The sequence below is a fragment of the Frankia sp. RB5 genome, from assembly GCF_059816245.1.
The window spans coordinates 75,223-99,608 of the sequence record NZ_JCBATA010000014.1; the positions used below are offsets into that span (position 1 = coordinate 75,223).

The 24,386-nt window shown below is 73.0% G+C and carries 17 protein-coding genes, 1 tRNA gene and 2 riboswitches; of the genes, 7 read left to right on the top strand and 11 right to left on the bottom strand.

What is annotated here, in order from left to right:
• Positions 1-489 precede the first annotated feature (489 nt).
• From AC6EXY_RS09665 to AC6EXY_RS09680, 4 genes are all read right to left on the bottom strand, one after another.
• Positions 490-1,230, bottom strand: a complete 741-nt coding sequence (locus AC6EXY_RS09665) for an FkbM family methyltransferase (RefSeq protein WP_243407886.1) — start codon at positions 1,228-1,230, stop codon at positions 490-492.
• 667 nt (positions 1,231-1,897) lie between these two features.
• Positions 1,898-4,894 (bottom strand): aminomethyl-transferring glycine dehydrogenase, encoded by a 2,997-nt coding sequence (gene gcvP / locus AC6EXY_RS09670; protein WP_101833584.1) that lies wholly within the window; start codon positions 4,892-4,894, stop codon positions 1,898-1,900.
• Between the two features lie 57 nt (positions 4,895-4,951).
• Positions 4,952-5,076, bottom strand: a riboswitch (glycine riboswitch).
• A riboswitch (glycine riboswitch) is annotated at positions 5,077-5,173 on the bottom strand.
• 135 nt (positions 5,174-5,308) lie between these two features.
• Complete coding sequence (locus AC6EXY_RS09675; protein ID WP_101833568.1) at positions 5,309-6,076, bottom strand: PIG-L deacetylase family protein; 768 nt, start codon at positions 6,074-6,076, stop codon at positions 5,309-5,311.
• Positions 6,077-6,208: 132 nt separating this feature from the next.
• Positions 6,209-6,391: a hypothetical protein gene (locus AC6EXY_RS09680; RefSeq protein WP_101833567.1), complete on the bottom strand. Its 183-nt coding sequence runs from the start codon at positions 6,389-6,391 to the stop codon at positions 6,209-6,211.
• A 256-nt stretch (positions 6,392-6,647) separates the two neighbouring features.
• Between AC6EXY_RS09680 and AC6EXY_RS09685 the strand changes: the two genes are divergently transcribed.
• Positions 6,648-8,591 (top strand): serine/threonine-protein kinase, encoded by a 1,944-nt coding sequence (locus AC6EXY_RS09685; RefSeq protein WP_499817005.1) that lies wholly within the window; start codon positions 6,648-6,650, stop codon positions 8,589-8,591.
• Here AC6EXY_RS09685 and AC6EXY_RS09690 read toward each other — a convergent pair.
• From AC6EXY_RS09690 to AC6EXY_RS09700, 3 genes are read right to left on the bottom strand one after another with little or no spacing between them, the layout of a single operon-like run.
• A complete protein-coding gene (locus AC6EXY_RS09690; protein WP_243407621.1) occupies positions 8,588-11,233 on the bottom strand; it encodes a transglutaminase TgpA family protein in 2,646 nt (881 codons plus the stop codon). The genes AC6EXY_RS09685 and AC6EXY_RS09690 overlap by 4 nt on opposite strands.
• A complete protein-coding gene (locus AC6EXY_RS09695; RefSeq protein WP_499817006.1) occupies positions 11,230-12,684 on the bottom strand; it encodes a DUF58 domain-containing protein in 1,455 nt (484 codons plus the stop codon). The genes AC6EXY_RS09690 and AC6EXY_RS09695 overlap by 4 nt, the downstream gene beginning before the upstream one ends.
• 1 nt (position 12,685) lies before the next feature.
• Positions 12,686-13,690: an AAA family ATPase gene (locus tag AC6EXY_RS09700; protein WP_499817007.1), complete on the bottom strand. Its 1,005-nt coding sequence runs from the start codon at positions 13,688-13,690 to the stop codon at positions 12,686-12,688.
• Between the two features lie 925 nt (positions 13,691-14,615).
• On the opposite strand from AC6EXY_RS09700, the gene AC6EXY_RS09705 reads away from it, so the two are divergent.
• A complete protein-coding gene (locus AC6EXY_RS09705; RefSeq protein ID WP_499817008.1) occupies positions 14,616-16,268 on the top strand; it encodes an NHL repeat-containing protein in 1,653 nt (550 codons plus the stop codon).
• A gap of 70 nt (positions 16,269-16,338) precedes the next feature.
• On the opposite strand, the gene AC6EXY_RS09710 is transcribed toward AC6EXY_RS09705, so the two are convergent.
• A complete protein-coding gene (locus AC6EXY_RS09710) occupies positions 16,339-16,830 on the bottom strand; it encodes an AMIN-like domain-containing (lipo)protein (RefSeq protein WP_499817009.1) in 492 nt (163 codons plus the stop codon).
• Between the two features lie 414 nt (positions 16,831-17,244).
• Positions 17,245-18,108, bottom strand: coding sequence for an epoxide hydrolase family protein (locus tag AC6EXY_RS09715; RefSeq protein ID WP_499817010.1), 864 nt, complete (start codon positions 18,106-18,108; stop codon positions 17,245-17,247).
• Between the two features lie 83 nt (positions 18,109-18,191).
• Here AC6EXY_RS09715 and AC6EXY_RS09720 point away from each other — a divergent pair, with 83 nt between their 5' ends.
• The 4 genes from AC6EXY_RS09720 to AC6EXY_RS09735 all read left to right on the top strand — a co-directional run bounded on the left by AC6EXY_RS09720 (position 18,192) and on the right by AC6EXY_RS09735 (position 20,378).
• Complete coding sequence (locus AC6EXY_RS09720) at positions 18,192-18,377, top strand: hypothetical protein (RefSeq protein ID WP_101832080.1); 186 nt, start codon at positions 18,192-18,194, stop codon at positions 18,375-18,377.
• Positions 18,378-18,773: 396 nt separating this feature from the next.
• Positions 18,774-19,205 carry a 5'/3'-nucleotidase SurE gene (locus AC6EXY_RS09725; protein ID WP_499817011.1) on the top strand — a complete coding sequence of 144 codons (432 nt, stop codon included), beginning with the start codon at positions 18,774-18,776 and terminating at the stop codon, positions 19,203-19,205.
• Positions 19,192-19,740: a 5'/3'-nucleotidase SurE gene (locus AC6EXY_RS09730; RefSeq protein WP_499817030.1), complete on the top strand. Its 549-nt coding sequence runs from the start codon at positions 19,192-19,194 to the stop codon at positions 19,738-19,740. Before AC6EXY_RS09725 ends, AC6EXY_RS09730 begins: the two co-directional genes overlap by 14 nt.
• 565 nt (positions 19,741-20,305) lie before the next feature.
• Positions 20,306-20,378, top strand: a tRNA-Thr gene (locus AC6EXY_RS09735).
• Between the two features lie 312 nt (positions 20,379-20,690).
• On the opposite strand, the gene AC6EXY_RS09740 is transcribed toward AC6EXY_RS09735, so the two are convergent.
• Positions 20,691-20,975: a hypothetical protein gene (locus AC6EXY_RS09740; RefSeq protein WP_499817012.1), complete on the bottom strand. Its 285-nt coding sequence runs from the start codon at positions 20,973-20,975 to the stop codon at positions 20,691-20,693.
• Between the two features lie 260 nt (positions 20,976-21,235).
• Positions 21,236-22,828: a Na+/H+ antiporter gene (locus AC6EXY_RS09745; RefSeq protein ID WP_101832894.1), complete on the bottom strand. Its 1,593-nt coding sequence runs from the start codon at positions 22,826-22,828 to the stop codon at positions 21,236-21,238.
• A gap of 512 nt (positions 22,829-23,340) precedes the next feature.
• Between AC6EXY_RS09745 and AC6EXY_RS09750 the strand changes: the two genes are divergently transcribed.
• Positions 23,341-24,378 carry a ferredoxin reductase gene (locus AC6EXY_RS09750; protein ID WP_499842327.1) on the top strand — a complete coding sequence of 346 codons (1,038 nt, stop codon included), beginning with the start codon at positions 23,341-23,343 and terminating at the stop codon, positions 24,376-24,378.
• Positions 24,379-24,386 lie beyond the last annotated feature (8 nt).

Below are 24,386 nucleotides of genomic sequence, written 5' to 3' on the forward strand. Positions count from 1 at the left end.
GCGGGCGCCACAGCCGGGTGGCGGACGCGCTGGCGGCCGGGCAGGGGACCGGTCGCGGGCTAGACGACGATGGCGGGCCGGTGGGCGGTGAACAGCCGCCCCGGGGGGACCGGGCCATGTGCAGCCTTTCGGTTGACCAGACGGGTGCTACGCGTTCCGGCCGCGCGTGCCCGCCATCCCCCGGCACTCCATCACCGGTCCCGAATCAGAACCGGTACCGGTACCGGTTCTGTCCGATCTGTTCAGGTGGGTCGATCGCCGCGACCTGTCTGAACCGTACCGAATCGTCGCTCTTCGTACATGGCAGTCCGCGTACTCGTATCGACTCTTGTCCGATCCTTGTGCTCGGCCCCCCGCTGTCCGTGACACACCAGGCAGCCCATCGACGAGCCGAGCACGGACTTCTCGCCGGACGACCAGGTTCACACCGCGTCCCCGATCGTGCCCATAGCCCGGACGACCGCCCTGGGGCGGCGCCGGCGATGCCCCTCAGGGATGGGCGACGAAGTTGAAGTGCCGGCCGGTCTCAAACGTGTCCCGAAACTTCGGCAGTGTGTACGGACCTTCTCCGTCGAGATCGAAGATGCGCAGCCCGAGATCACCATCGACGAGGGTGTACATCTCGTCCGCGGTCGTGCCGTAGTCCCGGGCACCGGCACCGAACTCGAACACCACGTAGGGGCGGCTGGCCGAGATCATCTTGCGGGCGCCCCGGAAGACCCCGTATTCGGCACCCTCCACGTCCACCTTGATCAGAGTCGGGTGGTAGTCCGCGGGCAGCGCCTCGTCGAGCACCTCGACGGTGACCTCGATCTGCTCGACCTCCTCGGTGTCCGGCACCCGGTCCCGCAGGCCGCTGTAGGCCGGCCGGCTGCGCACGTAGGCGAACGGCAGGACACCGGGCTGGTCGGACAGCGCCGCCTGGCGCACCTCGACGGTCGGGAAGTCGGTGCGAAGGGCCGCGGCCATGTGCGGCAGCGGCTCGTAGGCGACGTGCCGACCCAGCGGCGCGTGCCGCAGAACAGTGCGGAGCACGTCACCACGATGCGCGCCCACGTCGATGCAGTTCGAGCTCTCGTGCAGCACGAAGGACAGCAGAAGCGCGAGATGGCGATCATCGTTTCGATTACGTCGAGCCGTTGGCGCTACGTTGTCCCGGACAAGCTTGAGCGTCGGGCCGAGCCCCAGATCAACGGCCTTCCGACGCAGCTGTGCGAGCTGCTTTTCCATCCTGGGATCCATCCGCCGCAACCTCCCGTTGTCCCATCGGTGATCCGCCGGAGCGTCCTGACCCCGCATTCCACCACGGCAGTTGCCCACCCACTATTGGGGGCGTGCGATCAACGGTCAATAGGCGCCCGTCGCCGAACCCGCTGGCGGGGTACCACGGCCGGGAATCTTCCGTGACGTGAGATCTCCCGGGCGGGATACACCACACGACATGGGCCCGCCAGGGCCGCGAGGTCGCGCCCCGGCAATGACCGATGACGCCAATGACCGATGACGCCACGGTATGCGCGGGGAAGGACCGCGAAGAGGGGTCGAAATCACCGAAGGAATACAGGCCGACACGTGGTTGACGCACCGCGGTGCGGGCCGTGTCGTACCCGCGACGCACCGCGCGGCACGGACACCGCGGCGGCACCCTCCCGCGCGGTGATCGCCAGCCCCCCGGCCACCGGGCACCGGCGACCGCGCCGGCCCGCGCACGGCCCTACCGGAGCGGGACACACCACTGGCCGGCCCGCGAACAGCCCCGTCGGGCCAGGACACCGTTGGCCGGCCCGTCACCCGACGGCCACCCGCGCGACACGCCGCCGCCGCTCGGCGGCGTCCGAACGAAACCGCCTGGCTCACCGCCGTCCGGCGCCGGCTGGACGACCGCGCCCCAGGCCGCTCAGCCGGCGGAGACGAGCTCCGTGACCTCCGCCGCGGGCTCCGCGAAGGACTCGACCGGCGGGCAGGTGCAGACCAGGTTTCGATCACCGTACGCGCCGTCGATACGCCGCACCGGCGGCCAGTACTTCGCCGCGCGAAGGGCGGCCACCGGATAGGCCGCGATCGACCGCGGATAGGGGTGCGGCCATTCGTCCGCCGTCACCATCTGCGCGGTGTGCGGCGCGTTGCGAAGCGGATTGTCCGTCCGCGGCCATACTCCGTCGCCGACCTTGTCCGCCTCCGCGCGAATGGCAATCATCGCGTCGCAGAAGCGGTTGATCTCAGCGAGGTCCTCGCTTTCGGTCGGTTCCACCATGAGAGTGCCGGGAACCGGGAAGGACATCGTCGGGGCGTGGAAACCGTAGTCGATGAGCCGCTTCGCCACGTCGTCCACCGTCACACCGGTGCTCCGCGTCAGCCCTCGCAGGTCGAGAATGCACTCGTGCGCCACCAGGCCGCCGCTGCCCGCGTAGAGAACCGGGTAGTGCGGACGCAGCCGCGCCGCGATGTAGTTCGCGTTCAGCACGGCGACCGAGGTGGCCCGCCGCAGCCCGTCCGCCCCCATCATCCGGATGTACGCCCACGGAATCATGAGGATTCCGGCGGACCCCCACGGCGCGCCGGAGATGGGGCCGACGCCGGTGGCGGGACCTGCCTCCGGCCGCAGCGGATGGTTCGGCAGATACGGCAGCAGCTTCTCGCCGACCGCGACCGGGCCGACACCGGGCCCGCCGCCGCCGTGCGGGATGCAGAACGTCTTGTGCAGGTTGAGGTGGCTGACGTCGGCGCCGAACTGGCCCGGCTTCGCGAGCCCCACGAGGGCGTTGAGGTTGGCGCCGTCGACGTAGACCAGGCCGCCCGCCTCGTGCACGATCGCGCACGCCTGCCCGATGCCCTCCTCGTACACTCCGTGCGTGGACGGATAGGTCACCATCAGCGCGGCGAGCACATCCGCGTGCGCCCGGGCCGCGCGGGCCAGATCGTCCAGGTCCACGTTTCCGTCGCCGTCACAGGCGACCACGACGACGCGCATTCCCGCCATGGCCGCGCTCGCCGCGTTGGTTCCGTGCGCGGACGAGGGTATGAGGCAGACGTCGCGGGCCGGCGCGCCCGGCGCCGCGTTGTCCCGGTGATACGCCCGGATCGCCAGCAGGCCGGCCAGTTCGCCCTGGCTACCCGCGTTCGGCTGCACCGAGACGCCGGCATATCCGGTGACCGCCGCCAGCCACTCCTCCAGATCACGGATCATCCCGAGATAGCCCGCGGCCTGGTCGAGCGGAGCGAACGGATGGATGTCGGCGAATTCCGGCCAGGTGACGGCGGCCATCTCCGTCGTCGCGTTCAGTTTCATCGTGCAGGAGCCCAGCGGGATCATTCCCCGGTCCAGTGCCAGGTCGAGATCGGCCAGCCGACGCAGGTACCGCAACATCGCCGTCTCGGAGCGGTGTGTGTGGAACACCGGATGCTCCAGGTAGGCGCTGGTGCGCACCAGCTCGGCGGGCAGGGCGTCGACGCCCGTGGGAGCGGGATCGGAGTCGGGCGGGACGACATCGAAGGCCGTCCACACCGCCCGCAGGTCGGCCTCCCCGGTCGTCTCGTTGCAGGCGGCACCGACCCGGTCGCCGTCGATGAGACGCAGGTTGACTCCCTGCTCCAGCGCCCGCGCGACCACCTGGGCGGCGCGCCCCGGCACCGTGGCGACCACGGTGTCGAAGATCGGCTCCTCACCCAGCGCGATGCCACCGGCGCGCAGCCCCGCGGCGAGGCGCACCGCGTGGCCGTGCACCCGCCGCGCGATCGCCGCCAGCCCGTCCGGCCCGTGGTAGACCGCGTACATCGAGGCGAGCACCGCGGGCAGCACCTGGGCGGTACAGATGTTGCTGGTCGCCTTCTCCCGGCGGATGTGCTGCTCACGGGTCTGCAGCGTGAGCCGGTAGGCGGGCGAGCCGTCCGCGTCGATCGACACGCCGACGAGACGGCCGGGCAGGGAACGCTCCAGGCCCGCGCGGACGGCGAGGTAGCCCGCGTGCGGACCGCCGAACGACAGCGGCAGGCCGAAGCGCTGGGTGCTGCCGACGGCGATGTCCGCGCCGAGCTCGCCGGGCGAGCGCAGCAGGGTCAGCGCGAGCGGGTCCGCGGCGACCGTGACGAGGATCTTCCGCGCCCGAGCCGCGGCGATCAGCCCGCTCGGGTCCCGCAGCGCCCCGCTCGGCCCGGGGTAGGACACCAGCAGCCCGAACGCCGAGTCGAGGAGGTCCGCGTCGAGTCCGGACAGGTCGGCGGCGCCGGCGAGGTCGACCACCCGCACCGCGACGCCCAGCGCCTCGGCGCGCGTCGCCACGACCGCCGTCGTCTGCGGGAGGGTGTCGGCGTCGACGAGGAACGTCCGCCGACCGCCGCGCTCCCCGCGCAGCGCGATCTGCATCGCCTCGGCCGCCGCGGTCGGCTCGTCCAGCAGGGACGCGCCGGCCACCGCCAGACCGGTCAGATCGGTGATCATCGTCTGGAAGTTGAGCAGCGCCTCCAGCCGGCCCTGGGAGATCTCCGGCTGATAGGGGGTGTACGCCGTGTACCAGGCGGGGCTCTCCAGCACGTTGCGCTGGATGACACCCGGCATGACCGCCGCGTGGAAGCCGAGACCGATCATGGACGTCACCGGGCGGTTCGCCCGGCCGCGCGCGCGCAGCTCCGCCAGCACTGCCGACTCGTCGAGCGGCGCCGGCAGGTCCAGCCCCGCGTCCTGGATCACGGCCGGCACGGCGGCGGTGGTCAGCGCCGCCAGCGAGTCGAGGCCGAGCGCGGCCAGCATCACGCGCTGGTCATCCTCGTCCGGTCCGATGTGCCGCTGCGCGAACCCGGCGGCGGCAGGAACGGATGCGGCGAAACCGGCGGCGGGCGCGGGCGGCGCGGCGGGCGTCGGCACGGTGCTCGGGTCGAGACGGCTGTCGTCGGGCATGATGAGCTGCTCCGGAGGTCGGGCGACGACAGGCCGGAGCCGGCGCCGCAGCGGGCCTCCCCCTCTGTCCTGGGGCCTGAGAGCTTCACCGCGCGCCGTCGCGGGGGACCGATCGGGCCCCCGGCCACGGCCGCAGCTTTCACCGTCGGCGGGACATCGCCGATGTCCGCTTTCCAGAGTTGCCTGACCCGGCGGTTGGGGGCCTGAGAGTTTATGGGGAGAGCTTGCTCCTTCGGCGTCCCGGCGGGCTACGAGCCGGGACTCTCCCGCACGGGTGTGAGCGGCAGCGGTATGCAGTTCGTTGTCCGCACACTAGCCGCGCGGCCGGGCCGAGGCCATCCGGATGACCGGGCGGCCCTGTGACTCGCGACACCAGGGAGCCCACGGTTTCCCGGCCGGCGCGTTCCGGCGCCGTCAGACGAACAGCGTCTCGGTGGGGCGCAGCAGGCGGGCGAGGATCTCCGGGCCCAGGACGGCCGCGTCGGCCGGATCGTCCGACAGCGGGGCGATCTGCGACCGATAGTGCTCGACGGCCCGCCGCTTGGCCTGCCGCACGGAATCGGGCAGCGCGACACTCCGGGCTCTCGACCACGGCACCCGCGGGTCCCGCGGCCTCGCCCAGTGCCAGGTCCAGACGGGGTACTCGATCATTCGAGCGCCGACCCGCCCGGCGGCGAGAGCCACCGCCCGCCCCGTCGCCTCATGATCCGGATGGCGGTCCTCCCGCCAGGTGGTGAGCACCCAGCACGCGGGCGTAAGCAGCGGCGCGACCAGGTCGGCCAGCACGTCCTCGTGCCCCGCGACCCGCCCGTCGCCCAGACCCGCGCGGTGCACCGGGACATCGCCGAGCCCCAGCTCCGCCAGCGCCGCCGCCTGCTCGGCGATCCGCCGCCGGGCGAGCCGCTCGGGCGACAGCGTGGGGGATCCGGGATGCGACGCGTCGCCATCGGTGACGGCGACCACCGCGAGTTCGGTGCCCAGCCCGTGCAACCGGAGCAGCAGGCCGCCCACGCCCAGCACCTCGTCGTCCGGATGGGGGGCGACGACCACCGCGCGCGGCGGCGGGCTGGTCAGCTCGAACTCCGCCCACCCGGGCCGCCAGGCCTGCCAGACCGATTCGGGGGTACCGGCGTCCGTGAACGGGCGGCCCGGCCCCGCGGACTGCTCCTGCTCCTGCTGCATCGCTCATGCATACGACACCCGCCGCCGCCTCGCACGGGCATCGGACCCGGGCCCGTCGATCGCGGGCCCGGCCGCGCGGCCGCGAACGGGAGCCGCGGCGCCCCAGCACGACGCCAGGGCCACGGCACGACGCTAGGGCCGCAGCGACTCGCTCTTGGCCGCTTCCCTGTCCGTCAACGCCCCGTTCCGCTCCCGCCGGAAAATCTGCTCGGCGACCAGGTCGGACGACGTCTGGCTCGCCACCTGGCGCGCCATCTCGTCGTTGGACGTGTCCGCCCCCGCCGGCCGGGTGCGTCCCTTCATCACCTGTGCCATGACCCTGTCCCTCCCCTGAACCGGTCCCGATGGACCAGGGCCGCCTGTTCGGGGGATACCCGGCGTACGCGCAGGGGAACCGCGCGCATACCGAACCGGGCCAGGACGGTCCCATCGGACGCCGGGAGCGTGGCCGCGGGCGGCGTGTAGCGTGCTGTGCGGACTGGCCGACGGGGGTCGTCACGCGCATGCCGCGGCGGCGGGCAGCTCCTGCAGGACGTGACACCAGCCGACGCCGACGGGATGCGGGTACCGCGTGGAACCGGTGCTGATCGAGGGCTACCACTCGTTCACGACAATTGGATACGGCGGATTCAGCACGGTCTATCTGGCCGAACAGGAAATCTTCGACCGCCGGGTCGCCGTCAAGGTGCTGCACTCCGATCTGCGGGATCCGGCGGCGGAACGACGATTCGTCCGCGAGTGCAGGGCGACCGGGCGGCTCACCGGGCATCCGCACATCATCACGGTGTTCGACGCCGGCACCACCCGCGACCACCGCCCGTACCTCACCATGGAGTACTTCGCCGGCGGCTCCCTCGCGGACGCCCTGAAGAACCGCGGCCGCCTGCCCGTCAGCGAGGCCACCGCCCTGTGCCTGCCGATCGCCGACGCGCTGGCCACCGCGCACGAGCACGGCATCCTGCATCGGGACCTGAAACCCGCCAACATCCTTCTCCGCCGTACCGCGGACCCGGTGCTCAGCGACTTCGGAATCGCCAGCGTCACCGAGGGCATGGAGGCCGGCACGATGTCGGCGGCCTTCACTCCCGGCTATGCCGCACCGGAGGTCCTGCTCGGGGAGGATCCGGGAACCGCCGCGGACATCTTCGCGCTCGGCGCCACCCTGTTCACCCTCGTGCAGGGCACGACGCCATTCCCGGGCCGCGTGCCGAACCAGATTCTGCAGCGCATTCTGGCCGGTGACGTCGCGCCCCTCGACCGCGCCGACGTACCCGACGCGCTGCGCGACCTGCTGGCCTGGAGCCTCGCGGCCCGGCCCGAGCAGCGACCGGGTTCGGCCCGCGAGTTCGCGGCGGCCCTCGCCGAGCTCGACCCCACCGCGACCCGCGCCGCGGCCTGGGCGAGCCAGCCCCCACCGCCGGCCGTCCCCGTTCCCAACCTCGGGCCCAGAACCGGACCTGATGGACCAGGCGGGCCTGGCGGGCCTGGAACAGGCGCGCCGCCCGACGAACACGCCGGGACCGACGACGAGCGCACGGCCGTCGCCGCCGTGGGCGTCGCCCATCCGCCGGCGGCCCCGTCCCCGCCGGCGGCCTCGCCCCCGGGGTCTCCCGCGGCGCCGCGGCGGCCCGAGGTCGGCGCGGTCCCCGTCCCGGCGGCGCGGGCGGACGCGCCCCGTCCGGCGGAGCCGGCGGTCACGCGTGCCTCCGGCTCGCGGTGGCGGGCGCCGTTCCTCGCGACGGCGGGGGTACTGGCGGCGGTCGTCGCCGTGCTGGCCTACCTGGTGATCCGGGACCCGGCGGGAGCCGGCGGGGCGGACCGCGGCGGGGCGGCGGACGGGCCCGCGGCCGCGTCGAAGGTGGCTCTCGACGGCCCACAGGCCCTGTCCGCCAGCCCGGCGGCGACCTCCCCGCCCCCGTTCCTCCCGCCGGCGACCGGTGGGCCCGGCGTGCTGGCACCGCAGGGCGGTGGCGCCCCGCGGCCCCCCGGACAGGCCGCCCAGCCTGCCCCGGTCGGGGGAACCGGCAACCCGGCCGCGCCGGCACCCGCACCCGCCATGGCGGCTCCCGGCCCCACGGCGGGGCCGCCGGCGACAGCGGCGCCGCCCGGCACGGGCATGGGTGGGGGTGCCGCCCCGGCACCAGGCTGCGCCGCCCGCGCGGCCTCGATCACCGACTATCGGGGACGGGTGTGGAACACCCGTTACGACTGCGCCACCTATGTGGGTTCCGCGCTCTACGCCAACGTCGCCGCCGGCACGACGGCGGCCCTCGACGACTCCGGCTACATGAACAAGGCGTCCACCGTCTGGGCGATCTGCCAGGTGAACGGCCGCGCCAACCCGGTTGTCCAGGGCAACACGAACACCTGGTGGCTCTACACCGAGGGCGACGGGGCCCGGGCGAACGCGCCCGGGTACTCCGGCGCCTGGGGATACCTCCCGGCCACCGTCGTGAAGGGCGGCGGGCAGAACGAGCCCATCCCGGGCGTCCCGACCTGTTCGGGCTATCTCTAGCCGGTGCCGGATGGTGCCCGGGGCCGCGTCTTCGGGCGTGATCCAGGGGCGTTCGGGGAGGTTCCGCCTCGGACTTCCCGTGGGTGGGCGGCGCGTACGGGGGACAGCGGCACCGTGTCGCGGACTCCGCGTGTCGTGCCCGTTCTTTCCGTTCTGTCGGCCTCTCCGCGACACGGACCGCCGCGAGGTTGCCACGACGCTGCCAGGACGGGCGAGCCCGACCGCAGCTCTCGGAGGCGGTGGATCTCCACGGCCACGGTCCGCGGGGCGATCCGGTGGGCGAGCCGACGGCGCCGCGGGGTCGCCCGCCGCAGCGCGTGCTCGAGCGCGTCCACCTGGCGCCAGGCCTCGTCCGCGGCGTGCCGTCCCGCCACGGCGTCCCAGCGGCCGCCGGCATCGTCGTCGAACAGAGCCAGGGTGGCGAGCTCGGCCAGCCCCCGCAGGGCGGTGAGGCCGGTCTCGTCGAGCACGCCCGCCGCCGCGAGGGCCACCTCGTTCGGGGTCGCGGCGGTCGGCATCGGCCGGCCCGCGTCCGCGAACAGCTCGATCGCCCGCTGCCAGGCCGTCGTGATCCGCCGGCGAGCGCCGTCGACGCGTGCCGACCGCCGCCGGCGCAGCACCGGCAGCACCGAGGCGAAGGCCAGGTAGCCGAGCACGGCGAGCCCGGTGCCCGCGGACGCCACCCGCACGCCGTGCGGCCAGTCCGACGTCGCCGACCGCCCCCGGCCGGCGGGCCCGCCGTGCCCCGCAGGGGCACCATCCACTGGACCGGGACGGACCGTCGTCGCCCGCAGCACGGCGTTGACGAGCGAGGTCTGCGCCGGGGACTCGCCCCGCGCCGAGCCGGCCACCGCCGCGCCGCGGGCCTCACCCGCGCGCGGGGTGGGGAAGAACGGCAGCCAGCCGGCACCATCGAAGTCGATCTCCGCCCAGGCCAGCGCGTCGGCGCCGCGGACCAACCGGGCGCCACCGCCGGGATCGTCGGCGACGAACCCGACGACGAGCCGGGCGGGCAGGCCGATCAACCGGGCCGCGAGCACGAAGGCGGTCGCGAACTGCTCGGACGTGCCGCGCCGCGTCTGCGCCAGGAAGTGATCCACATGGGCGAGGGTGTGCCCGGCGGGCGCCGTCGGATCGAAGGTGAAGGTCGCCATCAGGTACTGCCGCAACAGGGCGGCCCGCTGGTACGGCGACACGCCGCCCCTGGTCGCGAGCCCGGCCAGCGAGCGCAGCACGGCCGGGACGCCGTCCGGCACGGCGAGGTGGGGGGTGTTCTGCCGGATCCGGGAGACGGTCAGGGCCAGCAACTGGTCGGCGGTGAGCTCGGCGGGCGGCGTGGAGACCAGGCGCAGCCGCGTTCCCGCGGGCAGCGGCGCGGTCCGCGCGAGCGTCCCGTCGGCGGGCGCCACGGCGAAGTGCCCGGGTGCGTCCCGCCGGTCCCCCGCCGGCGCCGTCGTCCGGGTGGCCGGGGGGGTGACGGTGGCCGGGGGCGTGACGGTGAACCGACGAAGCCCGGCCACGGCCGGGACGAGATCGCCACCCAGCGCGGCGATGGTCAGGTCCTGGGTCACCGTCGCGGGTCGCCCCCCGGTCGGCCCGGGTGCCGGGGTCCGGCGGTCGTCCGGCCGTGCGGCGATCGCCTGGCCGGCCGGGAGGTAGCGGGCGGTCGTCGACCAGTCGGCGCCGTCGTAGCGGTCGAGCACGGCGAGGCGCAGGACCGCGGGCCCGGCCGGGGCCGGGGTCAGCCCGGCCCGGAACAGGACCTGGTCCGGATGGGCGGTCCACCCCGCGAGCCGGCTGAGTGGATCGAGATCCGCGAGCGCGGCGGCGCCCGGGTGGCGCAGGGCCCGCGGATCGGCGGGCGCCCTTCCCGTCGGCACGCGCAGCGGACCTCCGGCGAGCCCCACGCCCACGGCCACCACGGCGATCAGCGCGCAGCATGTCCGCGCCACCGTGGCCGGGCCCCGGGCGGACGGCGCGGCACGCCGCATCCGGAGCAGCACGACCGCGAGCGCCGCGAAGCCACCCGCGAGCGGGAGGCGCGGGCCGGCGGTGGGCGCGGCGAAGGCGGCGGCGACCGTCAGCAGCACGGCGCCGGGCAGAGCGGGCAGCAGCCTGGTCCTGGTCCGCAGCGCCAGCTCGGCGCCGATCGCGGCGGCGAGCCAGGTCAGCACCGCGGGGACGAGCAGCAGATCCGCCCGCGGGGGCGCGGGCAGGGCGGTGTCGAGCAGCCGCGCCCAGCCGGTGAGGGCCCCGGTGCGGACCAGGCCCAACCGCCGGCCGATCCCGCCCGCGGGGGAGGCGACGGTGGCCGCGGCCCACACCACGAATCCCGCGCTCCAGGCGGCGACCGTGACGACGACCGGTGGCGGCCGGTGGCGCCGGCCCGTCAGCGCCGCTGCCAGGACCACGGGGAGCACGGCCGACACCGGCAGGATCACACGCAGGTCATGGCCGCTGAAGACGGGACGGAACGCCGCGCCGCCGACGAGCGCGAGGGCCGCCACCAGGCCCAGGTCGGCCAGTCGCGAGCGGCCCCGGCGGGCCGGTTCGGCGGGGTCGGGGACGACCGCGGCCCGACGCCCGCCCGGGGGACGCGCGGGATGGTCCGCCGCGTCGGGGACGGCGCACTCGGCGGTCACCGGCGGCCGTCCCAGGCGGCGTCGCGCCCTGACCCGGTGGGCGCGGGCCACCGGTGGGCGAGGGCCGCGGCGTCGGGAATGTCGATCAGCGTCAACCGGCCGGCGGTCCGCAGCCCGACGTCCTCGACGGGCCAGGTGCCGATCGGGCGGGCGCCGGCGGGCGCGGACCGCCCCCAGCCGGTCACGCCCGCCGCCTGGTCAGGCGCCGGTGACGTCGATCGCAGCCTGGGCCGATCGGAGGAGTCGCGCCGGTCGAGGGCGCGTGCCGTCGCCACTGACCGGGGCCCGACGCGCACCAGCACGACCCGGCCGTAGGCGTGGGCGACCGGCGCCAGCGCGGCCGGGCCCTGCCGGTCGAACCCGCCGGTGACGAGGACGAGCGTGCCCAGCCCGCCCCGTCGCAGGGTCCCGACGACGTCGAGGGTGGCAGCGTCGTCGAGGCTGACGCCGGCGAGTTCGTCGAGCAGCACCTCGGCGTCCTGCCGGCGCCGCCGTCCGCTGGCACGCAGCCCCGCCGTCGTGACGAGCCGCACGCCGAGCGACTCCCGGGCGCAGGTCATCACCGCCGCGGCCGCGACGTCCACGGCCTGTTCGAAGGCCGTCTCCCCCACCCGACCGGGCGGATAGGCCGCCGGGCGAACGTCGAGCACGACCGTGGCGGCCGGCTCGGTGGGATCGACGTGGGTCCGGACCATGAGCTCACCGACACGTGCGCTGGACAGCCAGTGCACCAGGCGCAGATCCTCCCCGGCCGTGTACGGCCGCAGTGTGTGGATCTCCAGTCCCCCGGCCGTGCCATGCCCGGTCTGGCCGTCGGGCTCCCGCGACGGCGCCGAGGCCAGCGCGGCCAGCGGCTGGGCGTCCGGCCGGACGAAGAGCGTCACGGGGGCGGCGACGGCCTGCCGGCGGATCACGAGCCCGAACGGATCGGATCTGATCACTTCGGCGGGGCCCAGGGTGACCACGCCCCGAGTGCTGGTGCGCAGCGCCACCTCGACGGAGCGGTCGCCGGTGCCCGCGAGCCGGGAGATGGTCCGGACGATGTCCGGCGCGTCGCGGCCGCACGGCAGCCGCAGCTCGAAGGGCGGAGCGGACCATCGCGAGAGGTTCGCGAGCGCCAGCACGAGCGCCGCCGGCTCGCCGCGCGCCACGCGCCGGGGCACGACCGACACGGCGACCGTCACCCGGGGACGACGGGCCACGACGGCGAGGGCGAGCCCCATCGCCGCGGCGCCCGTGCCGCCGAGTGCGACCCACTCGACATATCGCAGCAGCCGGCCGCCGATCAGCAGGGCGATGGCCATGGCCAGCACCGCCCATCCGAGCGGTGTCAGCCGCAGCCGGGACCGGGGCAGCGGCGGGGCCGCCTGGTCGGGCCGGGGCCGGTGCCGCTCGCCGAGCCCGCGCGACCGCGGGCCGGCCCGGTGCGGCGATCGTTGGGTGGGCGGCACGTCAGATACCGACGAGCCGGCGAGGTGAGGGCACCACCTGCAGGATCTCGTCGATCACGTCCTCCGCGATGACGCGTCGCAACTCCGCCTCGGGACTGAGCACGAGGCGGTGGGCGAGGACAGGTCCGGCCACCGCCTTGGCGTCGTCCGGCGTCGCGAACGTGCGCCCCTGCGCGGCGGCCCGGACCTGGACGGCGCGCAGCAGCGCGAGGCTGCCGCGGGGGCTGGCGCCCAACCGGACGATGTCCGGGATGGCCCGGGTGGCAGCGACCAGGTCGACCAGGTAGCGGCGCAGGGTGGGTGCGACGTGGACGGCGAGTGTCTGGGCCGCCCGGGCCACGACGTCCTCCGCCCGCATCACCGGGGTGAGGTCCTCGACCCGCCGGCCCACCTGTCGGCCCTCGAGGATCTCGAGTTCGGCCTCGACCGAGGGGTACCCCATCCGCAGCCGCATGAGGAACCGGTCGAGCTGGGCCTCGGGCAGGCTGTAAGTGCCGTCCATGTCGATCGGGTTCTGCGTGGCCACGACCATGAACGGCCGGGGCACCGGATAGCCCGTGCCGTCGGCCGTGACCCGACCCTCCTCCATCACCTCCAGCAGCGCGGACTGGGTCTTGGGGGAGGCTCGGTTGATCTCGTCGCCGATGACGAGGTTGGTGAACACCGGTCCGGCCCGGAAGCCGAACTCGTTCGCGCGCTGGTCGTAGACCATCGTCCCGGTGATGTCGGCGGGCAGCAGGTCCGGGGTGAACTGGATGCGGTGGCAGCCGGCGTTCACCGAAGCCGCGAGGCTGCGGGCCAGCGAGGTCTTCCCCAGCCCCGGGACGTCCTCGATGAGCAGGTGTCCCTGGGCGAACAGGCAGATGGCCGCGCTCTCCACGACCTCGCGCTTGCCGCGGATGACCTTCTCCACGTTGGCGACGACGTCGTGGAAGGCGGCGGAGAAGGCGGCGACGCCGGCCTGGTCGCCACGCAGCCCGCCACGGTCGTCCCCGCGGCCCGTCACGCCGACGCCCTCGTCCGGTCGGGGCAGGCGGTTCGACTACGCATGACCGTGGCTCCTCGGGTCGAGACCGGATCAGGTCGGGGACCGGATCGGGCTAGTCACTTCGAGCGGGTGGGGCCGGTTCGGGTGGTGCGGGGTGGCGGACCGTGCCGGGCGAGGGGGCGACCGGCCCGGTCCGCCGAGCGGGCGGTGGGGAGAGCCGCCCGGGAACGGGGCTCGTGGCGACCGTCGCCGCCACGGAGGCGATCCGTTCCGCTGCGGTAGACGACTGACGCCGCCACTTCGTTGTGCCATAGGCCGGAAAAGTTGTGTATCTGATGATCGACATGGCGAGATGGCTGGCGGGATCGGCCAGTCAGCCGGACGGTCGGGCGACCTGCGGCGCGAAGGCGTCACGATTGGCAGCAGTCGGGTCGCAACCTGTCGGGGGTATGTCGCGTCTAACCCGGCAAGAGGGATGACAACCCCCCATCCGGGCCATCCCCTCCGACACGAATACACACGACAAGGACAACTACTTCCCGCACGCGTTGGGCAGGCCGTGCGGGACATGGCGAGCGCTGCGCCCCTCCCACGGCGCTCGCCTGGCGGTGTCTGTGCGGGCGAGCGGGGTGGCACGCCCGCACAGACACCGCCTGAGACCCGGCGCGCCAGGTCGCCTGCCGTCGTGCCGGCCATGGCGTGTGTGCGCACCGGGCTTCATGGGCGTCGACGCCCACCACGCCCATCTCCGGCGGGGAGGCCGGCCGATCCGGATGGATGGCCGGGCCGGCGGTGACGGAGACATCACCGAATCCGTTCGAGGCGGGCTCGCCGGAATTCCGGCGGTCCTCGTGGTCTGGCCATTTCCGGGGAGTCGACCATCTCTGTGTTCGCGCGACGGCTTCGCCGGGTTCTTCGCCGGGTTCTCAGCACGACGGCAGGTGTGCTGCTTCTCATGGGCACCGCCGTCGCTGTCCGCGCGCCCGGCGCCCACCCGCTGACGTTGGCCGTGACGAGCGGCGGCACCTGGCTGCCGTGGGACTCGACGGGCACCGTGACCCATCTGGAGAGCACGACCGGACGCGCGGACGCGGCGATCACCGTGCCCGGCGCGGCTGGCCACCGCCTGGTCGTCCTCGCCGACGGGCCGGACCTGCTGATCGCCGACGAGACCAGCGGCCTGCTGCACCTGATCGAGCCCCAGCGTCTGGCCCCCGCGCGATCCGCGGCGTTGCCCGCGGGCTCCGTCGTGACGGCCCGCCACGGGGCCCTCTATGCCGCGGCTGCCCCGACCGGACAGGTGCGCCGCCTGGACCGGCGGCGTCTTGCCCCGATCGGACCGATGATCGACCTCGGTGGCGCGCTTGGCGCCATCGCCCAGTCGGGTGACGGGACGCTGTGGGCACCCGTTCGCCGCAGCGGCATGGTCGTCGCCATCCGCGCCGGCAGTCCATCCGCCCCGGTGCGGGTGGCCCCGCCGGGTCATCACATCGACATGGCCCTGGCCGCCGGACAGCCGGTGGTCGTCGATGCCACCGCGGGCACCCTGACTCCTCTCACCGGCGGCCGCTCCCGCGTGATCACTCTGCCGAGGCCGGCGGAGGCAGCGGAGAGGCCGCTGATCGCCGCGCCGGAAGTGCCGGGGCGTCTCCTCCCGGTCGTCGACCCAGGCGCCGGACGTCTGCTGCTCGCCGACCTGTCGTCCGGCGCGGTGCGCACCGTCGCGCTGCCGGCCGGCGCGGGATGGGAGGCAGTCCCCACGGCCCGAACGGACAGTGATGAGCCGGCGGCCGGCGGCCGGTCTGGTCAGACCGGGCTACCCGACGTCGACCGTCCGGCCCAGTTGTCCGGGACGCCTTCGGCCGCGGCGTCCTCGACTCCCATGAGCGCCGCCCGGGCGGGGAACCCGGTGCCCGGCTCCGCACCCGCTTCGGATATCGAGCCGCCGCTCTGGCACAACGGGCAGCTTTACATCCCCGGGCCGCGCTCGGGCACAGCATTGGTGTTCGACACCCGCAGCCTCCGGTACAGCGCGCCGATCACGGTTCCCGTGCTGCTCCCGCCCGTCTCGCCTGGGGCCGTCTCGGCGGCGTCCGCGGCGACGGTGGGCGCGGCGACGGCGTCTGCGGCGACGATGCCGGGTGGCGTCGGTGGCGGTCCGACCGTGACGGCCAACGGCGCCCAGGTGTGGGTGAACGATCCGAGCGGGCCGAACCTGGTGCTGATCGACGGCGGCCGCCGCACGATCCTGTCGAAGCAGCCCGCCGGTCTGGCCGGTCAGTCCGGTTCCGCTCCGCCACGGCCCCTGCCACCCCCACCACCCCGGCCGTCGCCGACACCGCCGGGCCCCCGTCCGGCCACGCCTCCCGACCCGTCGTACCAGCAGCCGCCGACCCCCGTCGCCAGCACCACGCCCGCCCAGCCAGACCAGCCGGTTACTCCCCCGCCCTCGACCGCGACGCCGCCCCCGTCACCGCTGCCACAGCCGACTGCCACCACCGGGCCACCGACTCCCACCACCCGACCGGAGCCCCCGCTTGGTGGCCTGCCCGGGCCGGGCATCACCAGCGGCGCACAGTCGCCCGGTCAGCGCTGACCGCGCCCGGAGCCGCCGGCAATCGCCCGGAGCCGCCGGCAATGAGGCAGTGCCGCGCGGCGACGAGGGCTCAGGCCAGAAAGTCGACGGCCAACCGGTCGGGCCCGGTGAGCTCGATGATCCGGAACCCCGTGGCGCGGGTGGTGCCGATGCCGATGTGCACCGTGCCCTCGAAGTCGCCGGCCATCGCATAGCTCAGGGCTCCTGACGGGTCCCGCCCGTCCGGCAGCGTGCGCAGCGTGGAGGCGCCCTGCGCGTCGTGCGCCGTGGTGGACGTCAGTACCAGCTCGAAGGCGGCGCCTCCCGCCAGCGACAGCGGCGCGCCCGAACCGGGACGAATCACCTCGTGTACGTACTGGGCCCGGTAGCCGGGGACCCCGCCGGCGAACTCCAACACGACCCGTTCGTACCGGGTGCCGTTGTCGACGTTGGGCGCGCTGCGCACCGACACGAGCCGCACGGGCGCGACGAACTGGCGTGCGGCCGACGCCGGCTGACTCGACCAGCTGCGCGCGCTGACCCGCGGCCCCGCCGCCGCGCCCCCCGGGGCTGCGGTCGGCACGCCACCTCCCGTGGCACCCCCGCCCCCACCGGGCGCGCCGCCGCCTTCTCCCCGCTCGGACGGCGTCACCGACGGGACCGACGGGACCGACGGGACCGACGACGAGCCGACCGCCGACGGCGACAGTGATGGCGACCCGCCCGTGTCCTTTCCGCCCGAACCGCCGCAGGCCGCCAGGGACGCCGTCAGTACCAGCCCGCCGAGCGCCGCCACCACCCGCCACCGACGTGCCCGACGAGTCCGGAGCCATCGCCCGTCCGCAACCCCCGCGACCCCGCGCTCCGGGACGGCCGGACGGGCCGGCCGGGCCGGACGGCGGCCGCTGCTCCTCGCCATGCGCATGCCCCGCTCTCTACCACCAGGTGGCACAGGACCGACACACAGGACGTACCCGACCAACGCCCGCGACGAACATCACGCAGGACTCCTCCCGGGGGCCGGGGGCGTGGGCGGTGACGTGCGCTGTAAAGCCCCGCGGGTCGCGAGTGGGCTGTCGACACCGGCGTAGGCCTCGGTGTGCGGGGCGTGGAAGTTCGGGCCGGTCGGTGGCTGGTAGGTCTGGCCGTCCCGCAGCTTGTGGCGGTAGGTCGACTCGTACCAGTCGCGCTCCTCGGGCCCGAGGTCGGCGCGGGTGAAGGGATCGAAGCGGTTGCGCAGTGCGGGAGAGAAGTTCGGCAGCGTGACGTAGACGCCGTGCAGCGCGTCGGGATGCTCGTGGCCGAGCACGATCGATCCCCAGTCGCCGCCGGCGGCGCCGAACCGCTCGTACCCGAGCGTGTCGCGCATCAGGCGCACCCACAGCGCCGCCACCTGGCGGACGCTGAAGCCGCGGGGCCGCAGCGGTGCCGAGAAGCAGTATCCGGGCAGCGATGGTACGACGACGTGGAAAGCGTCCGCCGGGTCGCCGCCGTAGGCCGCCGGATCGGTCAGCGGGCCGATCACCTTCCGGTAGTCCCAGAAACTCCAGGGGTAGCCGTGTGTGAGCACGAGCGGCATCGGGCGGGGGCCGATCCCGCGCTGGTGGACGAAGTACACCGGCCGGCCGTCGAGGACGGCGGTGGAGTTCGGTAACGCGTTGATAGCGGCTTCCTCGGCGCGCCAGTCGTACTCGTCCAACCAGTACTCGAGGAACTCCCGCAGCGCGGACGCGGTCAGCCCGAAGCGGGGGTCCTCGACGGCGTCCCCGGTGGGCAGGCGCGCGCGCAGCAGGCGGTCCCGCAGATCTCGCAGCGCACGGTCCTCGACCGCCACCGTGAACGGCGTCGGATCCTCGATCATCGGTCGACCTCCGCCTGACAGGGGCACCATGCTGTGACAGCGAGGGCTAACCACAACGCTGGACTCGGCGCATCTGACCACAATTGGGCGCACTCGCGTCGGCCGATACCGGCACCGGCTTCCCCGGCGACTTCTACCTCGCCAGAGTTACCGCCTCGGTCTCCGCCCCAACGGCGCTGATCCCCGCCCTCGTGCCGACCGCCAGCCCTGTGCCCGAGCACCTCAACGCGGCGGACGCGCAGATGCACCGGCGTCTCCCAGAGATCTGATCGGAGCTGGCCGGTGATCCGGAGGCGCGGGCGGGGAAGCAGGCGAAACCGGATGGACCTGGTAGAGCTCACTCTCTCCACCACCGCGAGACACCGTGGGGACCACGTCGCACCCAGGTGATCGCCACGAGAAGGTAGGCGGCGGCCCGGCGCGACACACCGATGGAGAACAAGCGTTCGAGAGCGGGTATGACCTGGGATCTACGCAACGCTCCCGCTCCCCTACCCAGCGCGCCCTACCCAGCTGGCAACGGAAACATCGCTATCACCCCGAAACAGTCGATCGGACACAGAGGGTGAATCTGTCGGCGCATCCACCGAAAGTTGTGTCTATATTCCCCGAAAGTTCGTCGAAAGTCGAAAACTGCGCCATTCCGGCGACTCTACGTTCACGGAATGAAGAAACGCAGAATCCCGGTCGTCCTTGGTGTGGCCATCCTTTCTTCGCTGGTCGGCATCACGTCGAGCGCGTCGGCGGCGGGTCCTGGTACCCCCACACCCGCGCCCGCGCGCCCCCTGCACATTCTGCTCACCAACGACGACGGATGGCGGGGCGCCGGAGGCTCCGACACGCCACTGATCGTCGCTTTGCGTGATTCCCTCAAGGCTGCTGGTCATGACGTCGTGGTCGTGGCACCCGGTACCGACCAGAGCGGCCAGGGTGGTCGCTTCTCCATCCCTCCCCTGCAGCTGACGGTTGCCAGGCCCGAGCCGTCGGTGTGGACGGTCGCCTCGGGATCACCGTCGGACAGCGTGTTCTTCGCCTTCGACCAAGCTCTACCGGAACACCAAACCCGACCTGGTCATCTCCGGGATCAACCCGGGTAACAACCTCGGTCAGGCGGTCAACCACTCGGGCACCGTCAACGCGGCCCTGACCGCGCTCGAGTTCGGCGTGCCCGCGATCGCGGTCAGCATGCAGACCTCGAGTGCCTGGCGGGAGGGAACGGCCGTCGCCGCGAAGAGCTCGGCCGGATACGTGGTGGATCTCGTCCACCAGCTGGAGGGGAAGTCGCAGCACGGTGTGTTGATGCCCCCGGGCGTCGGTCTCAACGTCAACTATCCTGTTCTGGCTGGCCCCGTCGACCCCGCCACCGGCAAGCCCGGTTCGGCGCTGCCCCCCAAGGGGGTCCGGTCGACCGCCTTGGACACCAACGTGGCCCTCGATCTCACCTACACGCCGACCAGCGGGCAGGCGGGACAGCCGGGTACCTACACGATCGGGCTCACTCCGAACGACCAGCCCGCTCCCGCGGGTACCGACACCCGTGCCATCCAGGACGGATTCGTCAGTCTCACCCCGCTGGAAGCAGACCGTGACGTGGACGGCTCCACCGAGGGCTGGCTCCGCAGAATTCTTTGACGGCAGGAAGTATTTCCCTTTCTCGTACCAACCCGCTGGCCGGGAATGATCCTGCACGTTCAGAGCAGTTCTCGGCCAGCGGCCGGTTGCGCCACTTATCCATAGTCACCAGTTTCGCGCCCCACAGCGCCGTCCCGGCCGCGGCCACGATACCCCGATCGGGTCGCCCGGGGAATCACACCCTCGAGCTCCCACAGAACGGAGCGTGAGCCTCTCGGGTTCGCTCCCCGGGGCGCTGCGTGCCCTGGTCGCTCTCGCGGGTCCCCGCGAGTTCCTGCTGGTCGGGTGGCCCGACCGGCGGCAGGTCCACGACCTGCCGGCGCTCCACCCGCGTGACCGACGCGAGCAGCAGGCCGTCCCCGCAGCGCCGGCACCTTCGCATGTTTCTCAAGAGGATCACGCGGTGGCCGCCCCATGTCACGGACCGCCACTCCGGCGAGTCGCTAGATCGTTGCTCTTCGTACACCACTCGGCTGGACGCCACTCCCCGCACGCGCCGCCACCGCACGGCAACCGCGGCGCGTCGACCGCCAGCAGCATCTGATCAGGTATCGTCAAGATGCCAGCCGGTGTGGCGCAATTGGTAGCGCACTCGACTTGTAATCGAGCGGCTAGGGGTTCGAGTCCCCTCACCGGCTCCGATAATAACAATTTCAGGCCCGGATAATACTGGGTCTTCGAAGTTGAGCGGGGTTGAGGCATCCGCGGGCTCGGCGGGCGGTTGCGCAGCGTGTTCGTAGACGCTGGTTGGTGGGGTTGCGGTAGCCGTAGGCGTTGCGGGCGTCGAGTTCGACGACCCGGTTGTGGCCTCGCTGGCGGCGTTGGTGATCCCGGTGTGCAGAATGCCTCGATGCGGGGCCACCAGGTGCTGATCGTGGTGGCGAGGCGGTCGAGTTCGGGGATGGCGGCGTCGGCGCACCAGGTGTAGAACCTGGTGAGCCGGTGGGCGATCACGGTGCGGTCTGGGTGGTGCCGGTGAGCGCGAGCACGGCGCCACAGCTTCGTGAGGGCACGCCGTAGCTCAGCCCGACCAGCACGTTGCCATGTATCAGACCCACGGTGTCGTTGCCTCGACGGCCGGTGAAGATCTGTTGGTGCCCGGCGTCATGCCAGATGAACGCGACCCGCGTGAACATCACCGCCAGAAACGCCGCGGTGGCTAGCTGCCACCACGAGTTTCCCACCGCGACGCATTCCACCCACCCCCCGGCGAGCAGACCAATGTTCACCGCCATCGCGCGTAATACCAGATACGCCGACGTTTCATCAGTTCCGCGCCCGTGACCCGACGGCGCAGGTCGGAGTAGTCGCTGCCCCGGACACCCGCCTTTGGTCCTGCCGCCGCGGTAGGCGCCCGTTCCGTCGTGTGAATCCGCGCCGCAGCTTCGCATACCCGGCGCACAGGCCGTTCGGACCGCCAGGCGGCCGATGCCCCTGGCCGCCGGCAGCAGTCGGAGGGCCCGCTGGATCTGGTCGAGGCTCTCTGAGGATCGGTTCAGGGAGGGGGAAGCGCTCCTTCTTCGTGGTCGAGTTCGTTTTCGAGGAGGCGGAGGGAGACGTCGGTGAGCTGTCCGGTGTCTCGCCAGAGTTGTAGCTCGTCTCGCTCGGCCTCGATCATGGTGCGTCGTACGCGGCCGAACGTGTCTGTCGGACTCTCGGGAGGGATCTGTTCATCGGTAGGGGTGTTCAGCGATGTCAGGCTGTCCACGCTGCGTTGTTTGCGGTCCTCCGCGGCTCGGCGGAGCCGTTCGGCGAGGACGACGGGGATCGGTTCGTGCCCTTGGAGGGATCGCAGCGTTCGTAGGCCGGCTTCGGCCGCGGCTACGCGGGCCCGGGCGCGCTGGCGTCGCCCCTCGTCGGCGTCGGGCCGTACTCCCAGCCGTCGGAGCAGTGGTCCAAACGTCAGGCCCTGTCCGATGAGGGTGAGCAGGACGGTGCTGTAGGCGCAGAACAGCAGCAGGTCGCGGTGGGGGAACCCGACGGCGTCGGTGGACAGCGGCAGCGCGAACACGGCGGCAAGTGAGATCACCCCGCGCATCCCGGACCAGGACAACGCCACGAGCTCACGGCCAGACAGGTGAGGATGTGGGGACAGGAACCGCAGCCGCGTCGGGAGCAGGGCGGGGACCAGCAGCCACAGCGCTCGGGTCAGCAGCACGCCGCCGATCGTCACCGCCGTCGCGGCCAGCACCGTGCCCAGGGGATAGTCCTCGATGGCGGGCACGATGGCGACGAATTGCTGGCCGATGAGGAGGAATACGAATCCTTCGAGCAGCAGGTCCACCAGGCGCCACACGGCGAGGGCGTGCAGCCGGGCCGCCCCGGACAGCAGCTGCCGGGACTGGTGACCCAGGACGAGCCCGGCGGTGACGACCGCGAGGACGCCGGAGGCGTGCAGCGCCTCGGCCGGCAGGTAGGCGGCGAAGGGCGTGGCCAGGGAGATGGCCGTCTCGGCGACCGGCTCCTCGATCCGGTGCCGTAGTTGCCCGATGAGCCAGGCGACGGCGATCCCGACGGCGATCCCGCCGAGGGCGGCGGCCAGGAACTTCCCGGTGACGAACGGGACGTCGAACGGGCCGCCGACGACCGCGGCCACCGCCACCGTGTAGAGGGTCAGCGCCGTCGCGTCATTGAGCAGGCTTTCGCCCTCGATGACGGTGCGTAGCCGGTCCGGCAGGCCTACACGCCGTCCGATGGACAGGGCCGACACGGCGTCCGGTGGCGCCAGGGCCGCGCCGAGAGCGCAGGCGGCGGCGAACGACAGACCCGGTACCACTGTGACCAACAGGCCGCCGATGACCAGTGCGGTGGCGGCGACGAGCAGGACGGACAGGGAGATCACCGCTCGCAGGTTCGCCCGGATCTCCAGCAGGCTCGAGCTCAGCGCGGCGGAGAACAGCAACGGCGGGATGACCAACGCCAGAACGATGTCGGGCTCCAGCCGCAGGTCCGGGCCGGGCAGCAACGTGTAGACGGCGCTCGCGCCGACGAGAAGCACCGGGGCCGGGAGACCGAACCGGCGCGCTGCCAAGGCCGCCCCTACTACGAGGGCGATCGCGACGAGGCCGAACGCTACTCCACCCAGCATGCGTCGAGCCTGACCGGCCACGGGTGCCCACGTCGACGAGGGGCGGCTGCGCGGTCAGTAGCCAGGCCGACCCTCCAGTAGCCAGGCTTCGACATCGCTCGCCCGCCACAGATCGAAATGCGGTACAGACCGGACAGGGCTGGGAAAATCCGCCCGGGCGCACAGCCGCCTGGCTCGTTCCACCGAAATGGCCAACCGGTGGGCGATGCCCGCGGTCGTCCACAGATCATCGCCCGCCATACCGCCATGCTACGTGAAGCCGTCGCCCCGGATCTGCCATTTGACCACAGTGAGCTCGGGCCACCGCCGGCCCTCAATGTCTTTCCGGAGGTCTTCCCGTCGGGATGGTCGACGGGGCGGGGGCGGGGCGGCGGTGTACCGTGCCGGCTGACGGACCGAATATGCCGCTGGCCGAGGCCGGTGACCGTCTGGCGAAATCCCCCTCGCCCGCCCGCGCTACAAGGAGATCGATGCTGGCCATCAGGGCGCTTCTCGGTGCCGTGGCGGGCTCCATGACAAGTCCGCTGAGACCGGACGACTTCCGGGCGATCATCAATCCGCTGTGGTCGCGGCACCAGTTGTCCGGGCGTGTCGAGGAAATTTCTCCGGAGACGTCCGATACCTCGACGATCGTTGTCCGGCCCGGTCGGGGCTGGCGAGGAGGCCTGGCGGGTCAGCATGTCGGGGTCGGTGTGAGCATCGAGGGCGTGTGGCATCGGCGGACCTTCTCGCTGTCGTCCCCGCCCGGACGCCCGGACGGCCTCATCGCCATCACGGTGAAAGTGAGGCCAGACGGTGTGGTGTCCCGGCACATCGTGCATGCGCTGCGCCCGGGCCAGATCGTCCGGCTCGGGCATCCATCGGGACGGTTCGTGCTGCCGGACGAACTGCCGGACCGCCTGCTCTTCGTGACCGCCGGCAGCGGGATCACCCCGGTGATGTCGATGCTGCGACACCTGGCCGAGGGCCGGCGGATGCCCGACGTCTTCCTCGCGCACTCCGCGCGGAACGCCTCGGAGGTCATCTTCGGTGAGGAGCTTCGCCGGATCGCCGCCCGGTTCCCGACTGTGCGCCTGTACGAGCATCACACCCGCCCTGCGAGCGGCCGGCCCGCGGCACGGCTGACGATGGCCGCGCTGTCCGCGATCTGTACCGACCTCCCGGAGCGGATGGCCTGGGTCTGCGGGCCGCTCGGCATGGTCGACTGCGCCGAATCGTACTGGCGGGAGTCCGGTATCAGCGACCGTCTGCTCACGGAACGATTCCAGCCGGCGGTGCGCCCCGTTGGCGGGCAGGGCGGGCGGGTGCGCTTCGTCCGGAGCGGGCGGGAGACCACCGGGAACGCGGATACCCCGCTACTGGTCGCCGGCGAGGAAGCGGGCGTCCTCATGCCGAGCGGCTGCCGGATGGGTGTCTGCCACAGCTGCCTGGCCCCCCTCGCCGGCGGGCGGGTCCGCGACCTGCGCACCGGCGAGGAACACGGCACTCCGGGCGATCTCATCCAGACCTGCGTGTCCGCCGCCACCGGCGACGTCGACGTCGATCTGTAAGGAGCAAG